General features: G+C 39.3%; 13 protein-coding genes. 1 reads left to right on the top strand and 12 read right to left on the bottom strand.

The annotated features are described in order from the left end of the window. Positions 1–74: 74 nt before the first annotated feature. The 11 genes from LG402_RS03260 to ribF all read right to left on the bottom strand — a co-directional run bounded on the left by LG402_RS03260 (position 75) and on the right by ribF (position 16,670). The gene (locus LG402_RS03260) at positions 75–1,715 is read right to left on the bottom strand and encodes an ATP-binding cassette domain-containing protein (protein ID WP_227336422.1); all 1,641 of its coding nucleotides are present in this window, start codon (positions 1,713–1,715) and stop codon (positions 75–77) included. Beyond that, positions 1,705–3,399, bottom strand: coding sequence for an ABC transporter ATP-binding protein (locus LG402_RS03255; protein ID WP_227336421.1), 1,695 nt, complete (start codon positions 3,397–3,399; stop codon positions 1,705–1,707). The genes LG402_RS03260 and LG402_RS03255 overlap by 11 nt, the downstream gene beginning before the upstream one ends. 212 nt (positions 3,400–3,611) lie before the next feature. Next, a complete protein-coding gene (locus tag LG402_RS03250; protein ID WP_109393200.1) occupies positions 3,612–4,505 on the bottom strand; it encodes an AraC family transcriptional regulator in 894 nt (297 codons plus the stop codon). 501 nt (positions 4,506–5,006) lie between these two features. Beyond that, on the bottom strand, positions 5,007–8,234 hold the full coding sequence (gene carB, locus LG402_RS03245; RefSeq protein ID WP_227336420.1) for a carbamoyl-phosphate synthase large subunit: 3,228 nt from the start codon (positions 8,232–8,234) through the stop codon (positions 5,007–5,009). Between the two features lie 17 nt (positions 8,235–8,251). Next, complete coding sequence (gene carA, locus LG402_RS03240; RefSeq protein ID WP_227336419.1) at positions 8,252–9,415, bottom strand: glutamine-hydrolyzing carbamoyl-phosphate synthase small subunit; 1,164 nt, start codon at positions 9,413–9,415, stop codon at positions 8,252–8,254. A gap of 434 nt (positions 9,416–9,849) precedes the next feature. Continuing rightward, entirely contained in the window at positions 9,850–10,671 is an 822-nt protein-coding gene (gene dapB, locus LG402_RS03235) for a 4-hydroxy-tetrahydrodipicolinate reductase (RefSeq protein ID WP_166539446.1), read from the bottom strand. Positions 10,672–10,895: 224 nt separating this feature from the next. Beyond that, complete coding sequence (gene ispH, locus LG402_RS03230) at positions 10,896–11,849, bottom strand: 4-hydroxy-3-methylbut-2-enyl diphosphate reductase (protein WP_109408056.1); 954 nt, start codon at positions 11,847–11,849, stop codon at positions 10,896–10,898. Then, positions 11,830–12,300, bottom strand: coding sequence for an FKBP-type peptidyl-prolyl cis-trans isomerase (gene fkpB / locus LG402_RS03225; protein WP_166539445.1), 471 nt, complete (start codon positions 12,298–12,300; stop codon positions 11,830–11,832). The genes ispH and fkpB overlap by 20 nt, the downstream gene beginning before the upstream one ends. A 69-nt stretch (positions 12,301–12,369) precedes the next feature. Next, positions 12,370–12,885, bottom strand: a complete 516-nt coding sequence (lspA, locus tag LG402_RS03220) for a signal peptidase II (protein WP_072069464.1) — start codon at positions 12,883–12,885, stop codon at positions 12,370–12,372. 3 nt (positions 12,886–12,888) lie between these two features. Beyond that, positions 12,889–15,699 carry an isoleucine--tRNA ligase gene (ileS, locus tag LG402_RS03215; RefSeq protein WP_227336418.1) on the bottom strand — a complete coding sequence of 937 codons (2,811 nt, stop codon included), beginning with the start codon at positions 15,697–15,699 and terminating at the stop codon, positions 12,889–12,891. Positions 15,700–15,728: 29 nt separating this feature from the next. Then, positions 15,729–16,670, bottom strand: coding sequence for a bifunctional riboflavin kinase/FAD synthetase (ribF, locus tag LG402_RS03210; protein ID WP_109408058.1), 942 nt, complete (start codon positions 16,668–16,670; stop codon positions 15,729–15,731). A gap of 430 nt (positions 16,671–17,100) precedes the next feature. On the opposite strand from ribF, the gene rpsT reads away from it, so the two are divergent. After that, positions 17,101–17,361, top strand: coding sequence for a 30S ribosomal protein S20 (gene rpsT / locus LG402_RS03205; protein ID WP_004248964.1), 261 nt, complete (start codon positions 17,101–17,103; stop codon positions 17,359–17,361). A gap of 72 nt (positions 17,362–17,433) precedes the next feature. Here the strand turns inward: rpsT and nhaR are convergent, their stop codons facing one another. Beyond that, on the bottom strand, positions 17,434–18,354 hold the full coding sequence (gene nhaR / locus LG402_RS03200; protein WP_166539443.1) for a transcriptional activator NhaR: 921 nt from the start codon (positions 18,352–18,354) through the stop codon (positions 17,434–17,436). Positions 18,355–18,419: the final 65 nt, after the last annotated feature.

Below are 18,419 nucleotides of genomic sequence, written 5' to 3'. Positions count from 1 at the left end.
GTATTTTCGATTGCCAAATTATCTCTTTCGATTGCCAATCGATATTACTCAACAACTAATGAAGATCGAAAAACTCAATATGATCCACAAAAACGTGAGAACCATGTTGAAGATAACAACAATGCATCAGGAGAACCTTCTTCAATGACTTTTCCATCATCAAGCACAATGACATGATCCGCTCGTTTAGCAATATCCGGATCATGGGTGATCACGACTCGAGTGGATGTTAGGTTTTCAAGATAAAGAGCCACTTTTTCACGACTGACTGTATCAAGGCTTGCCGTAGGTTCATCTAAAAATAAGATCTTAGGATCGGCTAATAATGAACGCGCTAAACATAGTCGCTGTTTTTGTCCACCAGAATAACGATCTCCCTGATCGCCCACATCTTCATCTAAATCAGTTTGAGTCACCGATAAATTCAATCCATTAAGTAGATGTAAAATATCATTATCGCTGACAGTTGAGTTCTCATCTTGTAATAATGACCAACGCAATGAGCCTCTAATTAATTGGTTATGCTGAAATACGATTTGTCTTGTTCGCGCTAATACACTCTCAGATAAATCATTAACTTTTTTATCTCCATAAAAAACTTGTCCTTTATCTGCATCAATAAGACGCGCTAAAACACGTAGTAATGTTGTTTTACCTGCACCAGAACTGCCGACAATTGCCGTCATTTTTTTATCGGGACATAGCGCTGTTATGTTAGAAAGGATCGGCGTACCTAAACTATTATTCACATCCAGTTTTTCACAACGAATGTCATTGCTTTTAGGAGTATCACTTTGTTTTGGACTTTGTAATGTGGGAGCATCCAACGCATTTTTTATTAAAGTAAGTGATTGTTTACTCTGTCTTAATGCCTGATCAATATGAGAAAGCTGAAATAACGGTTCAATAAAACGAGCAATTAATACTACGACCGCCAACCACTGCGTTAAAGTAAGAGTATTAGCATCAACATTCATTGCACCAATAACTAAAACGGCAATAAAAATAACCTGAATACAGAAAGAAAAAATCAGATGATAGGGTAAACTTCTTTGTAATAACTGCACTTGTTGGTGATGTTGTGCCAATAAATCTTGCTGTAACTGCTGCGAGAACAGCGTATTTTGCCCACTTTTTCGCAATAATGCCTGATGTTGTGCAAAATCAGCCAATGTTTTAGCCGCCACAGCCTCTGCTGTTTGCAGTGTCACTTCTTGTCTATACAGCCCTTTGGCACTGATCCGCATCACTGCAACAAGTAATAATGCAGCCACGATAAAAATAAAAGCAAAAGTGGCGTTATAAAATAAAAGGCCAATAATTACAGTTAATGGTGTCACTACAACACTGATAACAGGAGCCAGTAAATGAGCAGGAATGCTCATTGCACTCATTGCAGCACCTGAGCATAACGTTTGTGCTTGAGGCGGTGGTGTTAAACTACGCGGTAAATGGCGGATCAACGCTTGAACTAAGATCCTCATCACCGTTGTACCTGCCAGAAAACCTTTTAATGTTGCAATATACTGAAAAACCAGCGTAACGAGTGTTAATCCTGCCAATATCCATAAATATAGGCTAGCATCCTGATCCCAATAGATAATAATAGGCAATAATAATAAACCACATAACCCTTCTAAAATGGCACTAAAAACCATAAAACTAAGGGGAAATTTTAAAGATAAGAGTAATGAAACAAAGGGATTAGTCTTCATTTTGCTCTCCTTGTTTCTGAACAAAATCACTATAGCGCTCACAATTGAGTAGTAAATCATCATGATTTCCCATTGCGACTAACCTTCCATCAACCATAAATATCACTCTGTTAGCTTGTTGTGCCAAAACCAGTGAATGTGTGACGACTATCCGTGTCATGGTTTTATTTTTTAGCGCATTAAAAATATGTTGCGCATTATCAGGATCAAGCGCTGAAGAAGGTTCATCAGCCAATAACAAAGGACTATTGGCAATGAATGCACGGGCTATCGCCAAACGTTGAGCTTCACCACCAGAAAGTGGTGTTTCATCATTGATGATCGTTGATAAACCTTGAGGTAGAAGTTCAATGACTTGAGCAAAATGCGTTTCATTAATTGCCGATTGCAATTGCTCTTCGCTACAATGTGGATTAAATAACAACAAGTTATCTTTAATGGAGTAAGGTAGTGGTTGGCTGTTTTGCATCACCACTGTGGTAATTTGGTTTAATGCATGACGTGAATATGCTTGTAAGCGCTTATTCTCAATCATGATCTCACCTGATGTTGCATCCATAAATCGAGCAATCAGTTGTAATAAAGAGCTTTTACCTGCGCCGGAAGGCCCTACAATGGCAATAAACTCTCCTTTTTTAATTTCAAAATTAATATTATCAAGGATCTCTTTATCACCATACGAAAGGCAAACAGAATCTGCCGTTAACGCAACAGCATGAGATATCGTGTTTGTCGATAAATCACCATATTGCATTTCAGGTTGATTTAATAATTGTTGGATCCGCTGCGCTGATTTTTTCGCTCCACGTAAGGCGTCACCACCATGCCCCATAGCCATGACAGGCTCTGCAATACGTCTTAATAATAAAATAAACAGGAGTAAATCGGCCAATGGTAACGCTTGTTCAAAAATAGTAGCACCCAGTAATAGCCATCCCGTTAATAATGTTGCACTCAATAATAACTGGGTAAGTGATCCTAATAATCCGACTCTTTTAACCCAATTTTGAAAATGATAAACAAAATTAAATAATGCTTTCTCTGTTCTATCAACAATACCTTTATGCGGAAATTGACGTGCTACAAGTGGGTTTTCAGCAAGAAGTTGATAATCTTCAAAGAGCGTTTTCATTGCCTTATCACGTTGTTCACAATACATTTGATAACGAGATGATTGTGTTTGTTTAAAACAAAAGTAAGCAATGATTAAAGGAATGAGAGAGAAAACCAATAAAAAAAGATTTACGGTTGATAACACGATAATGGCAATAATAGGAACAACCATTAATTGCACGATATCAGCGGGTGCATGAGCAATTAATTGATGTAGAGCTTTAATATCGCGCTGAACATATTGGTTAACACCATTTTTCCCTTGGCTAATAAACCAATTCAACGGTAATTTTTGCATTTTTTCTGATAATGCTAACCGTAATTGATAAGTTAATTTAGCATCCATTAAATGCGTTAAATGAAAGGCAATTGTCTGTGAAATAAGCCATACAACGCCACCAATAACCGCAATGGTTAACCAAAACGTATTAGCTGAAGGGAAAGAAATAATAAGTTGATAGAGTGCCAGCCAAGGTACTAAAGAGCTAAAACCAGCAACAGTTTGTAGTAACAGCGCACTTATTAATAAAGTGCGATAAGGACGCAACAACGCCCATAATTCATTATGCATAATAATCTCCACAACATCTTGTGGCACTATAGCGAAAAGGGTATTTACCCTCTAGCAACAAGACTTTAGATTGCGTGACTATTACTTTCGATTTAGAAGCATTTTGCTTATTTATTAAGCAAGGTGGGAAAGATAGAATTAATTAAGTGTTTAATAGATGGTAAATCAAGCGAAGAAGATAATAAATATACCGATAAACCTAATAAAATCAATTAAGGCGTGAAATGCCCTTTGCGTACATCTCCCGGCAATATACCAAAACGTTTGCGAAATGCGACAGAAAAATGAGCCGGTGTATACCCAACATAATAGGCAACACTTGAGATGGATTCTCCTTCATTTAGCAACATGTTATATGCGGTTTGTAAGCGATACTCTTGTAGCCAACCATAAACAGAATTACCAAATAATTGACGAAAACCTTGAGTGAGTTTTCGTGTATTTAATCCCACGCGTGCCGCTAATATTTCAAGTTTCGGTGGTGTTTCCATTTCAGCAATTAAAATCTCTTTCGCCTGTTTTAAGCTGTTTTTTTCACGCTGACTTAATGGTCGATTCGCAGGCTCTTGCGCATGACATAAATATTGTAAACTTAATGAAGCAAATTCGCAGGCTTTACCAGAGTAGTAAAGTGGTTTTAAAGAGTCGTGAACTGGATTTTGAAATAACTGCATGGTTAACGCTAAAAAAGTGTTATCCATAGTCAGATGATGCAACATGAGTGATTGGTTTTGTTGCAGTATGGGGGGCAATAAAATATGTTGTTGCTCAAGCCACTGAGATGATAATTGCAATAATGTATATCTTAGGGGATCGCCCGATTTAAACTGATTCAATAAAGAATAGCGTTCAACACTATTAGCAATAAAAATACTCGGTGTCGCTATCTCTATTTTCTGCCCATTGACACTTTCACTAATCACACTTCCACTATGAACAGCCACTAAATTAAAGCCGGCTTGATAAGTCTCTTCAATCTGCAGATCTTCCGTGGTTTCCAATACACCTTGGCGCAATAGAATTTGGTCTTGAAAGCGATATTCTTCAACCTGCTGATGCTTAGGTTGATAACCAATGTATGAATAGAATGAAGAGTGTTGAGACATAATAGAAAGATATCAGCAGAGTAAATAATCACCTATGTTGTCAAACATTTGACGAAATAGCAATCATTATCATTTATGCCGAATAATCTATTTTAAAGACAGGGTGCTTGTACCACAAATCTAACAACTTGAAGAAAAATTGAGGGGAGAAAACCGCCCCCCACCAAACTATTTATTGCACATCAAAATAGCTTGAACTACTGTGTCCCCATCACCAATATTAAGAGAACCTAATTATTCACCAACAATCATAGTAAATGAAAGAACGGTCGCACAAATAACATTAATTCCAAATAAGGTTATTTTAGTCAATTTTATTGACTCCTTACTTGAAAAAAAAGATCCGCACCCACCTCTTTGTTTTGCAATCGCCCTAAATAAATTTATTTGGGGCTTTCTTTTTCTGCAAACTTTTCTTTTTTTAAATAGTGATAGAAAAATAAAAAATCCCGAATACAAGTTTCCTCATATTCAGGATCATTATTACGGCAACAAATAAACTTAAGCTTTATTTATCTTCCTGTGCATTTCTTGAACTGAAATAACACTGGACGTCGGATCCGCCGTTAATGACAGTGTTGTTGCAAATCCGCCATTTAACGTCGTGTCATAATGGACTTTATATCTTAATGCACTGCGGCGAATAATTTTAGAGTCTTCAATGGCTTGACGACCAGATGTGGTATTAACAATATAGTCATATTCACCATTTTTAATTCTATCTTCAATATGTGGTCGACCTTCATGCACTTTATTGACTAACCGTGGATTTATTCCCGCTTCACCTAATACAATGGCTGTACCATGTGTAGCATCTAATTCAAATCCACTTTTTAGTAATTTCGTCGCCAAATCAACAACACGCTTTTTGTCACCTTCACGCACAGAAAGAAGGGCTCTACCTTTTTTCTTCATGGTAGAACTGCTGCCTAACATCGCTTTAGCAAAGGCTTGTGCAAAGGTTGCACCAACGCCCATCACTTCACCTGTTGAACGCATTTCAGGTCCTAAAATCGGATCAACGCCTGCAAACTTATTGAAAGGTAAAACCACTTCTTTTACCGAGTAATAAGGCGGAATAACTTCTTTTGTTACGCCCTGATCTTCAAGACTTTGACCAATCATGACACGCGCGGCGACCTTGGCTAATGGTACGCCTGTGGCTTTTGACACAAAAGGGACGGTACGAGCTGCACGAGGATTAACTTCAATAAGATAAACATCATCACCTTTCACCGCGAATTGTGCATTCATCAACCCTTTTACACCTAATTCAAAAGCGAGCTCACGAACTTGTTTACGCATCACATCTTGAATTTCTTTGCTTAGGGTATAAGCAGGTAATGAGCAAGCCGAGTCACCAGAGTGAACACCCGCTTGTTCGATATGCTCCATAATGCCACCAATCACGACTTGTTTACCGTCACAAATCGCATCAATATCGACTTCAATCGCATCATCAAGAAAACGGTCTAATAATACAGGGGCATCGTTTGACACACTGACAGCAGTTTGGAAATAACGACGTAAATCAACTTCGTCATAAACAATTTCCATTGCGCGTCCACCAAGGACATAAGAAGGGCGAACAACCAGCGGATAACCAATCAATTGTGCTTTTTCTACCGCTTCTTCTAAAGCAGTTACAGTGGCATTTTCAGGCTGTTTTAACCCTAACTTATCAACCGCTTTTTGGAAACGTTCACGATCTTCAGCTTTATCGATAGCATCTGGCGTTGTCCCAATGACAGGCACACCTTCTGCTTCTAGCACTCTGGCTAATTTTAATGGTGTCTGTCCACCATATTGCACGATCACCCCTTTCGGTTTTTCGATACGTACAATTTCAAGCACATCTTCTAACGTAACAGGTTCAAAATAGAGTCTGTCAGAAGTGTCATAATCTGTTGAAACCGTTTCAGGGTTACAGTTCACCATGATGGTTTCATAACCGTCCTCACGTAACGCAAGCGCCGCATGAACACAGCAATAATCAAATTCAATCCCTTGACCTATACGATTGGGCCCACCACCTAAGATCATTACTTTAGGTTTGTTTTGATGTGGATTTGCCTCACACTCTTCTTCATAAGTCGAATACATGTAAGCCGTATCAGTAGCAAACTCTGCCGCACAAGTATCAACACGTTTATAGACTGGATGTAGCTGATATTGCTCTCTTAATTGGCGAATAGCGTGCTCTTTAATGTTAAGTATTTTAGCTAAACGCGCATCAGCAAAGCCTTTACGTTTTAACTGACGTAAGAAATCAGCACTCAACCCTTTGATACCTATTTCACCAACTTTTTCTTCAAGACGAACAATTTCTTCAATTTGAACTAGGAACCAACGATCAATATTGGTGAGATTAAAGACGCCATCAATGGATAATCCCGCGCGGAAAGCATCTGCGATATACCAAATTCTGTCTGAACCCGCTTCTTTTAGCTCTCGACGAATTTTGGTTAATGCTTCGGGATCATCTAAATCAACTTTAGGATCAAAACCAGTCGCTCCAACTTCAAGGCCTCGTAACGCTTTTTGCATAGATTCTTGTAGCGTTCTACCAATTGCCATCACTTCACCAACAGATTTCATTTGCGTAGTTAATCTGTCATTTGTTCCTGCAAATTTTTCAAAGTTAAAGCGAGGGATTTTTGTCACAACATAATCAATCGAAGGCTCGAAAGAAGCTGGTGTTCTCCCACCAGTGATATCATTCATCAGCTCATCGAGGGTATAACCTACCGCTAATTTTGCGGCAACTTTAGCAATTGGAAAACCTGTTGCTTTGGATGCCAAGGCTGAAGAGCGAGACACACGAGGATTCATTTCAATAACAATCAAACGCCCTGTTTTAGGATCAACAGCAAACTGAACGTTAGAGCCACCCGTTTCAACACCTATTTCACGCAATACCGCCATCGAGGCGTTACGCATAATTTGATATTCTTTGTCGGTAAGTGTTTGTGCTGGCGCAACAGTAATGGAATCCCCCGTATGAATTCCCATTGCATCAAAGTTTTCGATAGAACAGACGATAATGCAGTTGTCGTTTTTATCGCGCACAACTTCCATTTCATACTCTTTCCAACCAATCAGCGATTCATCAATTAATAGTTCATTGGTTGGCGATAAATCTAAACCTCGAGTACAAATTTCTTCAAACTCTTCACGATTATAAGCAATACCACCACCGGTTCCCCCCATCGTGAATGAAGGGCGAATAATACAAGGAAAACCAACTTGTTCAGCAACAGCAAAAGCTTCATCAAGGTTATGTGCAATACCTGAACGAGCTGTATCTAAGCCGATTTTTTTCATCGCTTTATCAAAGCGTTGTCTATCTTCTGCTTTATCAATCGCATCAGCTGTTGCCCCAATCATGGTGACACCAAACTCAGCTAAAACACCTTGGCGCTCCAATTCTAAAGCGCAGTTCAGTGCTGTCTGCCCGCCCATTGTCGGTAATACAGCATCAGGGCGCTCTTTTTCAATAATCTTTCTCACAACTTGCCAGTGAATAGGCTCAATGTACGTTGCATCAGCCATTTCAGGATCGGTCATAATGGTTGCAGGATTTGAATTTACCAAAACAACTCGATATCCCTCTTCACGTAGAGCTTTACATGCTTGAGCGCCTGAATAATCAAATTCACACGCTTGTCCGATTACGATCGGCCCAGCACCTAAAATCAGGATTGTTTTGATATCTGTTCTTTTAGCCATTTTCTTTCGCTCCTGATTTATTTTGTTGTCACTGATTGCAGGTTTTGACGATATTGCGCGATAAGTTCGATAAAGTGATCAAAAAGAGGTGCGGCATCATGTGGCCCTGGGCTGGCTTCTGGATGGCCTTGGAAACTGAACGCTGGTTTATCTGTACGATGAATACCTTGCAAAGAACCATCAAATAGAGATTTATGTGTCACACGTAAATTGGCAGGAAGTGAAGTTTCATCAACGGCAAATCCATGATTCTGTGCTGTGATCATCACAGTATTTTTATCTAAATCTTTTACAGGATGGTTACCACCATGATGCCCAAATTTCATTTTGATGGTTTTTGCACCGCTGGCTAACGCTAAAAGCTGATGACCTAAACAGATACCAAAGAGAGGAATATCGGTTGTTAAAAACGTTTGAATGGCGTTAATGGCATATTCACAGGGCTCTGGATCCCCGGGGCCATTTGAAAGAAAAATACCATCAGGTGAAAGTGCTAAAACATCTTGCGCCGGTGTTTGTGCTGGTACAATGGTAACTCGACACCCTCTATCCACCAGCATACGTAAAATATTACGTTTCACACCAAAATCATATGCCACAATATGCAATGGCAATTCATTCGCTGATTTAGCTTTAGGTAATTCACTCTCTAGTGTCCAACTTCCTTGAGTCCACTGATAAGGTTGTTTAACGGTTACTGTTTTGGCTAAATCCATTCCTTTTAAACCCGGAAAAGATTTAGCCTTTTCGAGCGCAACATGGGTATCTAGGCGTTCCCCTGCGATAATACAGCCATTTTGTGCGCCTTTTTCTCTCAATAAACGCGTTAGCTTGCGTGTATCAATATCTGCAATTGCAACGATATTATGACGTTTAAGATAATCAGATAATGTTTCTTGTGCACGATAGTTGCTCATCAGTAATGGCAAATCACGAATAATTAAGCCTTGAGCATGGATGGTTTCTGATTCTTCGTCTGAATGATTAACGCCAGTGTTGCCAATGTGGGGATAGGTGAGAGTAACAATTTGTTGGGAGTAAGACGGGTCGGTTAGTATTTCTTGATAACCAGTCATTGAAGTATTAAAAACGACTTCACCGATGGCGGCGCCTTCTGCGCCAATCGACTTGCCGTGGAATTCGGTCCCATCTTCTAGAACCAGTATAGCTGATTTAATCAAAACGCCCTCCAGAGAATAATAAATCACATTTCATGCATATTAATTCAGATTTAAGACTCTAAATCAATGCCAAAAACATAAAATTGGGCAAATTTTTGGCAAATTGGGCGCATTCTAAAGATCGAATAGGCAGATGTCTAGAAAAAACACCTTTTTAATTAAAAAAACATCAATCATTAGCAATTTAATTAACCAAGTGACAATTAACATAACAAATCTTACAGATTTAACCGTTTGCTTACCAAGATAATTTAAAATTTAGATTTCAAGAGGAAATAAAACAGAATCCTGTCCATTTCTAGAAAAAAAACAGAAAAAACAAGAGATAAATGATATAAACAAGAGGAAAGAGAATAAATACAACAAATAAAATAAAAAAACCCATAATTAAACAAATAATTATGAGTTTTCAAATAATTACAAATAACAACTTATCATAATTCTTCTAAAGAAAGCACATCTTTCATGTTATATAGACCTGATTTTTTAGATCTTAGCCAAATAGCCGCCTTTACTGCACCATTTGCAAATGTCATTCGACTAGAAGCCTTGTGGCTTATCTCTACCCTCTCGCCAATGTCGGCAAAAATCGCAGTATGTTCACCCACAATATCCCCTGCACGAATAGTAGCAAAACCAATACTTTGAGGGTCACGCTCTCCCGTATGCCCTACTCGCTCATAAACAGCACACTTTTTAAGATCACGACCTAATGCATCTGCAATAGATTCCCCCATTGCTAATGCAGTACCTGATGGCGCATCAACCTTATGACGATGGTGCGCCTCTACAATTTCAATATCACTGTAAGATCCCATCACTTTAGCGGCTTTTTCGAGTAACTTAAGCACCAAATTAACACCAACACTAAAGTTGGCTGCAAACACAATAGGGATGATTTTTGCTGCATCATCTATGGCTTTTTTGCCTTCATCATCAAAGCCTGTCGTACCAATAATCATGCCTTTTTGTTGTTCCACACAAAATTCAATATGTGAAAGCGTGCCTTCTGGACGTGTAAAATCAATTAATACATCAAATGCATTAGCTTGTGCTAATAAGTTATCAGTTACTATGACACCGATATGACCAATACCAGCTAACTCACCCGCATCTGAGCCAATTAATGAAGAATTTGTACGTTCAAAAGCAGCACCTAGCACAGTTCCTTCTTGTTGAGAAATTGCCTGAATTAATTGGCGTCCCATGCGTCCACCCGCACCAACAACAGCAAGACGAAGTTCTTTTGCAGACATAACTAAATTTCTCCTTAACAATGCTTATGATCTCTATTTATTGTTTACAGATTAGCGATGTCATCCGTTTGATGCCAGCATTTAACGTTCTAGATAAGAAAAACACACCAAACAGAGCTAATTATCAGTAAAAGAGATGAACAGCATGATTATTCATTTAACTTTAGGTATAAAAAAAGCAGAGATTTAAACTCTGCTTTTAAAAATTACGCTTTCTAGATGCCTTATTCGATAACTTTATAATCAAGTCGAAGTTCTTTTGGCACTTCAAAAACAATATTTTCTTCACGCCCAGATAGTTCGATCACTTCATCAGCACCAAAGCTTTTTAGACGCTCTAACACCTGCTGTACTAAAATATCAGGGGCTGAAGCGCCTGCAGTCACTCCGACAATATTGACATTAGTCACCCATGACTCATCAATATCTTCAAAGCTATCGATAAGATAAGAAGGTTTTCCTGCACGCTGTGCCAATTCTGCTAAGCGGTTTGAATTTGATGAATTCTTAGAGCCAACAACAAAAACAACATCTGCTTTTTCAGCAAGCTCTCTCGCTGCTTCTTGGCGATTGGTTGTTGCATAACAAATATCGTCTTTACGGGGGCCAATAATTTTGGGAAAACGTGCATTTAAAGCATCAATAACTTCAGATGTATCATCAACAGAAAGTGTTGTTTGAGTCATAAAGCAAAGATTGTCTTCATCTTTGACTTTTAGTTTCCAGACATCCGCAGGTGACTCAACTAAATACATTCCCCCTTCAGGGTTGTTGTATTGCCCCATTGTACCTTCAACTTCAGGATGTCCTGCATGACCGATTAGAATCGCCTCTTTGCCTTTACGGCTAGCTCTAGCCACTTCCATATGAACTTTAGTCACTAATGGGCAAGTCGCATCATAAAGCATCGTTAAATTACGTGAACGAGCTTCTTGACGAATAGCTTGAGAAACACCATGAGCCGAAAAAATTAAAATCGCGTTATCGGGTACTTCTGAAATTTCTTCAATAAAGATAGCGCCACGTTCGCGTAAATCGTTAACTACATAACGGTTATGAACCACTTCGTGACGAACATAAATAGGTGCGCCATAGATTTCCAGAGCGCGGTCAACAATGCTGATAGCTCGGTCAACACCCGCACAAAAGCCTCGTGGGTTAGCCAGCAGTATTTGCATGTGTTGTTTCCTCCTCAGGATTGATGCTGACAACTTCAATATCAAATGTCACTTCTTCTGACGCTAATGGGTGATTAAAATCAACCGTAACAGAATCTTCAGTGACATTTTTTACAATGCCTGGCATTTCACTGCCATTCATTGCTGTAAATAGCATGATAGTACCAGTTTCTGGCACTCCAGACTCTGCAAAGTCAGAAGGCATAAAGTATTGGATCAAGTCAGGGTTATATTTACCAAAAAGATGTTCGCCAGCAAGCGTAAAAGTTTTTTTATCTCCCGTTGATAACCCCAATAATTCAGCTTCTAAGGCTGGCGATAAACTTTCATCACCTAAACGAAAAAGGGCGGGTTTACCATGTGCTTGCGTAGATTCAGCAACAGAGCCATCGGCTAACTTTAAAGTGAAATTCAACAATACCGCGCTGTTGTTGAGTACCTGCATAACCATACTAATACCTTCTATTAAGCGTAACCCCCGCCATAAGGCAGGGGTTATTTTAGTTAACTCATTGTCTGATTACTTTTGCTTTTTTGTATCTTGCGGACTGGCATTTTTATCAGGGAAAAAGCTTTCAATGATAATTAGCCCAGCACCAATACAAATACCCATATCAGCAATATTAAAAGTGGGCCAATGCCAATCTCCGACATAAACATCAAGAAAATCGATAACAAACCCGTGGATCAGACGATCAGAAAGATTACCCAATGCTCCGCCAATAATAAGCGCATAAGCAATGTTACTTAGTTTGGCATTCGCTTTATTTTTATACATCATTACTAATAAAGTAATGCAGATTGCTAATGCAATCAGTGCAAAAAACCAACGTTGCCATCCCCCTTTATCCGCTAAAAAGCTAAAGGCAGCACCATAGTTATGTGCGTAAGTGAAATTGAAAAAAGGCATCACAGCAACAGATTCATACAGACGAAATGTCTGCATGAAATACTGTTTTGTTCCTAAATCCAACACCACTACAGCAATTGCTAACCACAACCAGCGTAAACCTGTAGAGCAAAGTGTTTTCTTCATTAATTAAGCAAACTTACGTTCTTCACCGTTACCGGCTACGTTAGTAACACAGCGTCCGCATAATTCAGCGTGTTCCGCTACTTGACCGATATCTGTCGCATAATGCCAGCAACGAGGACATTTTTCGCCATCTGCTTTATTAAAGGCGATTTTTAAACCTGCCATATCAGAGACTAATGCTGTTTCTGGTGCTTCATTAATATCTGCAACTGTCGCTTGAGATGTTAATAAAACAAAACGCAGTTCATTACCTAATGCATTTAATTTATTGGCTAAAGCGTTATCTGCATACAGTGTGACTGATGCTTCTAAAGAGCCACGTAATTGTTTATCTGTACGTGCTTGCTCTAACACCTTATTGACTTCACCACGAACAGCCAGTAATTCAGCCCAGTAATCATCATTTAAGGTTTCTGATGCATCTAAACCAAATAAATCGGTATACCACTCTTCAGTTAAGACATATTTTGCACGCTCACCTGGCAGTTCATTCCAGATCTCATCAGCAGTGAATGACATAACTGGCGCCATCCAACGAACTAATGCTTCACTGATGTGGAATAAGGCTGTTTGGCAACTACGGCGAGCAACACTATCACTTTTCGCGGTATATTGTCTGTCCTTGATGATATCTAGGTAGAAAGAACCCATTTCCACTGAACAGAACTGCATTAAGCGCTGAATAACATTATGGAAATCGTAGTTTTCATAGTGTTTTAGGATATCCGCTTGTGCTGCTTTCGCACGGCCTACTGCCCAGCGATCAAGTGTCACCATCTCTTCTGGCTTAACTTGATGTTTTGCAGGATCAAAACCGTTCAAGTTTGCTAAGAAGAAGCGCGCTGTATTACGAATACGACGATAAGTGTCCGCAGAACGTTTTAAGATCTCATCAGATACAGCGATTTCACCTGTATAATCGGTTGAAGCAACCCATAAACGTAAGATATCAGCACCCAGTTTATCCATCACATCTTGTGGACTCACTGTATTACCGATAGATTTAGACATTTTACGGCCTTGTCCATCTACGGTAAAACCATGTGTTAATACTTGACGGTAAGGTGCTTTACCTTTGATTGCCGTTGAGATCATCAACGAAGACATAAACCAACCACGATGTTGGTCAGAGCCTTCTAAATACATATCAGCTGAATTGCCATGGTATTCTGGGCGAGCATCAACGACTGTTGAGTGTGTTGATCCTGAATCAAACCATACGTCCAGTGTATCAGGCGTTTTCATGTAATCGTCAGCTTCATCACCCAATACTTCACGAATATCTAAATCCCACCATGCTTGGATGCCGCTAACTTCAACACGTTTTGCAACTTCTTCCATCAACTCTAAAGTGCGTGGATGTGGCTCTTGTGTCTCTTTATGAACAAACAGAGACATTGGAGTACCCCAAGTACGTTGACGAGAAATACACCAGTCAGGGCGGTTTTCAACCATTGACTCAATTCGTGCTTGACCCCAATCAGGGATCCATTTAACACCTTTGATCTCTTTTAATGATTGTTGACGTAACCCGTTTTTATCCATGCCAATAAACCATTGTGGTGTTGCGCGGAAAATAACAGGTGTTTTATGTCTCCAACAGCAAGGATAACTGTGCTGCAACGCTTCGTGATGTAACAGAGCGCCTTTTTCTTTTAGCAATTCAACGATGACATCGTTCGCTTTAAAAACAAAAACGCCATCTAATGTTGGATAAGTGCCAGGTAAATAACAGCCATTTGGCCCAACTGGGTTTGCAACTTCTAAACCGTATTTTTGGCCAACCACAAAGTCATCAGGACCATGGCCTGGTGCAGTATGTACCGCACCTGTACCCGCATCTAAAGTAACGTGATCACCTAAAATAGCAGGAACATCAAAACCCATAAATGGATGATTAAAGCGTAGCAACTCTAGATCTGTACCTTTACATTCACCTAAAACAGCCCAGCCAGTTACGCCAATACGTTGCATCACGTACTCAACAAGATCTGCCGCTAAAATCACACACTCATCATTAAATGAGACTAAGGCATAATTAAATTCTGCATTTAAGGCGATCGCACGGTTAGCAGGTAATGTCCAAGGCGTTGTTGTCCAGATAACCAAAGAAATTGGTTTATCTGTTGCTGAACCAAATTTAGCAGCAACAGCTTTTGAATCTACGGCAGTGAAACGCACATCGATAGAAGGAGATGTTTTATCGTAGTATTCAACTTCAGCTTCTGCCAGTGATGAACCACACGCAGTACACCAGTGAACAGGCTTAGCCCCTTTTAACAGGTGACCATTTGCGATAATACGCGCTAATGCACGGATAGTATTCGCTTCTGTTTTATAGTCCATTGTAAGATAAGGTTTTTCCCAATCTCCTAGAACACCTAAACGAATAAAATCTTTTTTCTGTGCTTCGATTTGCTCGTAAGCGTATTTACGACATTCCTCGCGGAATTGCGCTGCTGATATTTTCTCTCCTGGTTTACCTACGATTTGTTCAACTTTTAGTTCGATAGGTAATCCGTGACAATCCCATCCTGGAATGTACGGAGAGTCAAAGCCTGACAGCCCTTTGGATTTAATAATAATATCTTTGAGAATTTTGTTTACTGAGTGACCAATATGAATATTGCCGTTGGCGTATGGAGGGCCATCATGCAAAATAAATGTTTTTTTACCACTTTTAGCCTGACGAATAGCTTGATACAAACCTTCTTTGTACCAACGTGATAACATCTCTGGCTCGCGCTTTGCTAAATCCCCGCGCATAGGGAACCCTGTTTCTGGTAAGTTCAGGGTATTTTTATAGTCACTCATTCGATTCTCAGTTCCAATTTTCCGCTAGTTTATGACTCCGACCGCTGCGATAAAAAATCCCTAGCAGTAGCCACATCATCTGCGATTTGCTGCTTCAATGCATCCAATGATGCAAATCGCTGTTCATTACGTAATTTCTTTCGTAACACAACATCAATACGACGTCCATATAAATCCATATTAACGTCGATTAAATGAACTTCTAATTGTACGCCCTTTCCTTGTACGGTAGGACGACTTCCGATATTTGCCACACCGGGTAAAGGTGATTGATTATCTGACAAATAGACATCAACGGCATAAACGCCTTTAACGGGTGCAACTAAGCGCTTCATTGGAATATTGGCTGTCGGAAAACCAATAGTTCTACCCAATTCATTACCATGAACAACTCGTCCACAAACACTGTAAGGGTGTCCAAGGAGTGATTCAGCAAGAACTAAATCATCATTGAGTAACGCTTCTCGTACTGCGGTGCTACTGATACGTAATCCTTTATCGCAATAACTTTCTGTATTTGCGACATCAAATCCATATCGAACACCTGCTTGTTGTAAAAAGTGGAAATCACCTTCACGATTTTTGCCAAAGCGAAAATCATCACCAATAGCAAGAAATTTCACCCCTAATTTATCGACCAGTAAGGATGAAACAAACTCTTCAGGTGTTTGTGCCGCAAATTGTTTATCAAATTTGACACACAAAAGGTAGTCAATACCGCATTCAGCCAAATACTTTATCTTATCTCGTAAACGAGTCAGACGTGCTGGTGCTTTTTCTGGTAAAAAAAACTCAAGCGGCTGAGGCTCAAATGTCATCACAACCGTGGGTAACCCTCGCTGTGAGGCTTCTTGCTTCAAGTGTTTCAATAATGCCTGATGGCCTCGATGGACACCATCAAAATTCCCAATTGTCAGAACGCAACCATGATGTAGCGCTCTAATATTCTGTATACCGCGAATTAGCTCCATAACTGGCTCAATACCGTGGAAATTATTGGATTATACCTTGTCAAAGGCTTGAGAGTAACCCAATATATCAATGTTTATTGATGAGTAATATCTCGACAAGTCGATTCACTATTATTCTTAAATGTGACTACTCACATTAAACAAAAATGGACTATCACTCACTTCTTGGTTATAAAATCGCATAAAATCAACCGTAGATCCTATTAGAATCTATTATTTATTACTCATATACACGATTTTGATGATTTTTTCACTCAAAAGACTGTATTCTACCCGTCTTAACTGATAAAATCTTGCGCCATCACAACGAAACAAGTGTCGCGTACAACGACGCTAATTTTGTATAAATCCATTGACAAACTTAGGTTGAAAAGGCATATTCCTTCACCTTTGTATTTGTCCTCGCTAGAATATATTTGGGAGTTGGAACTTGGCTAATATCAAATCAGCTAAGAAACGTGCGGTTCAGTCTGAAAAGCGTCGTCAGCACAACGCAAGCCGTCGTTCTATGATGCGTACTTACATTAAAAAAGTATACGCAGCAGTTGCTTCAGGTGATAAAGAAGCAGCACAAAAAGCATTTAATGACATGCAACCAATTGTTGACCGTCAGGCAACTAAAGGCTTAATTCACAAGAATAAAGCTGCACGTCATAAAGCTAATCTGCAAGCACAAATCAAAGCAATGTAATATTGCTTTCTTGTGTTATAAAAAACCGGCTTATGCCGGTTTTTTGTTTTCTACTTTTTAACCATAACTCACTTATGGATTTACAACACTCTTCTTATTCCCATTAAAAAGCTCTGAAAAATCAGTATTACAAACGCGCTGAACTGCTGGATGTTGGATCATTCGCTCTGCAAAAATCGCGTAATACTCTTCTTTTACAGTATCAAGCATCCCTATTTCTTCGATATTACTATGAGCAAAAGTTTCATCGGTATACAGTGAAGGTGCTACAAAAATGGCATTATAATTTAATCCAAATGCTTTCATTAATGCAGCATCATCAAACTCTCCCAAAATTTCCACTTGCAGATTTTTATTACGTATCCACGTTAACAAATGGCGACCTAACATATATCGACGACCAGGAATGAGTAATTTCCGTTCTTCTAAACATTCAGGGAACGGTTTTTCAGGAAGTGGATGGCTGCAAAAGAAACTCATATTACATTCACCGAGTTTTACAGAAAATAGGCCTTCTTGTTGTGAAGAATCCACAGGGCAATCCGATAAAATCATATCCAGCTTATGCTGACTTAATTGTTCTAATAATAATTCATGTGTTGATTCAAAACAGCGCAGATGAATTTGCTCATGATCAATCACCGCCGTTTCTAATACGCGACTGACTAATTGTTTAGATAATGCATCCGCAACACCGACATCAAACAACAAGTTCGATTCACGACTATAGTTGACGATATCCAGCATCTCTTGGCTTAGCATAAACATTTTATCGGCATAACGAAAAATAAGTTGCCCCAACTCTGAAGGAACTAACCCCCTTCCTTGGCGTTTAAACAACTTACCACCCAATCTTTCTTCTAATGCCTTAATTTGCCCTGTAATCGTCTGAGGTGTCAGATACAGAGCTTCTGCTGCACCTACAACAGAGCCTTCTTTACACACATGCCAAAAATAATAAAGATGGTTAAAATTGAGATGTGACACCCGCATAGTTATCTTCCTTTCAACTTCTGTGCCTTAAACACAGATTATGTAATAACGCATTAGTTTGCGAT

Origin of the sequence: Proteus sp. NMG38-2 (genome assembly GCF_020640995.1) — a bacterium.
Classification (GTDB): domain Bacteria; phylum Pseudomonadota; class Gammaproteobacteria; order Enterobacterales; family Enterobacteriaceae; genus Proteus.
Note: the sequence above shows the minus strand (reverse complement) of the source record. Positions and strands in the feature narration are given on the sequence as shown.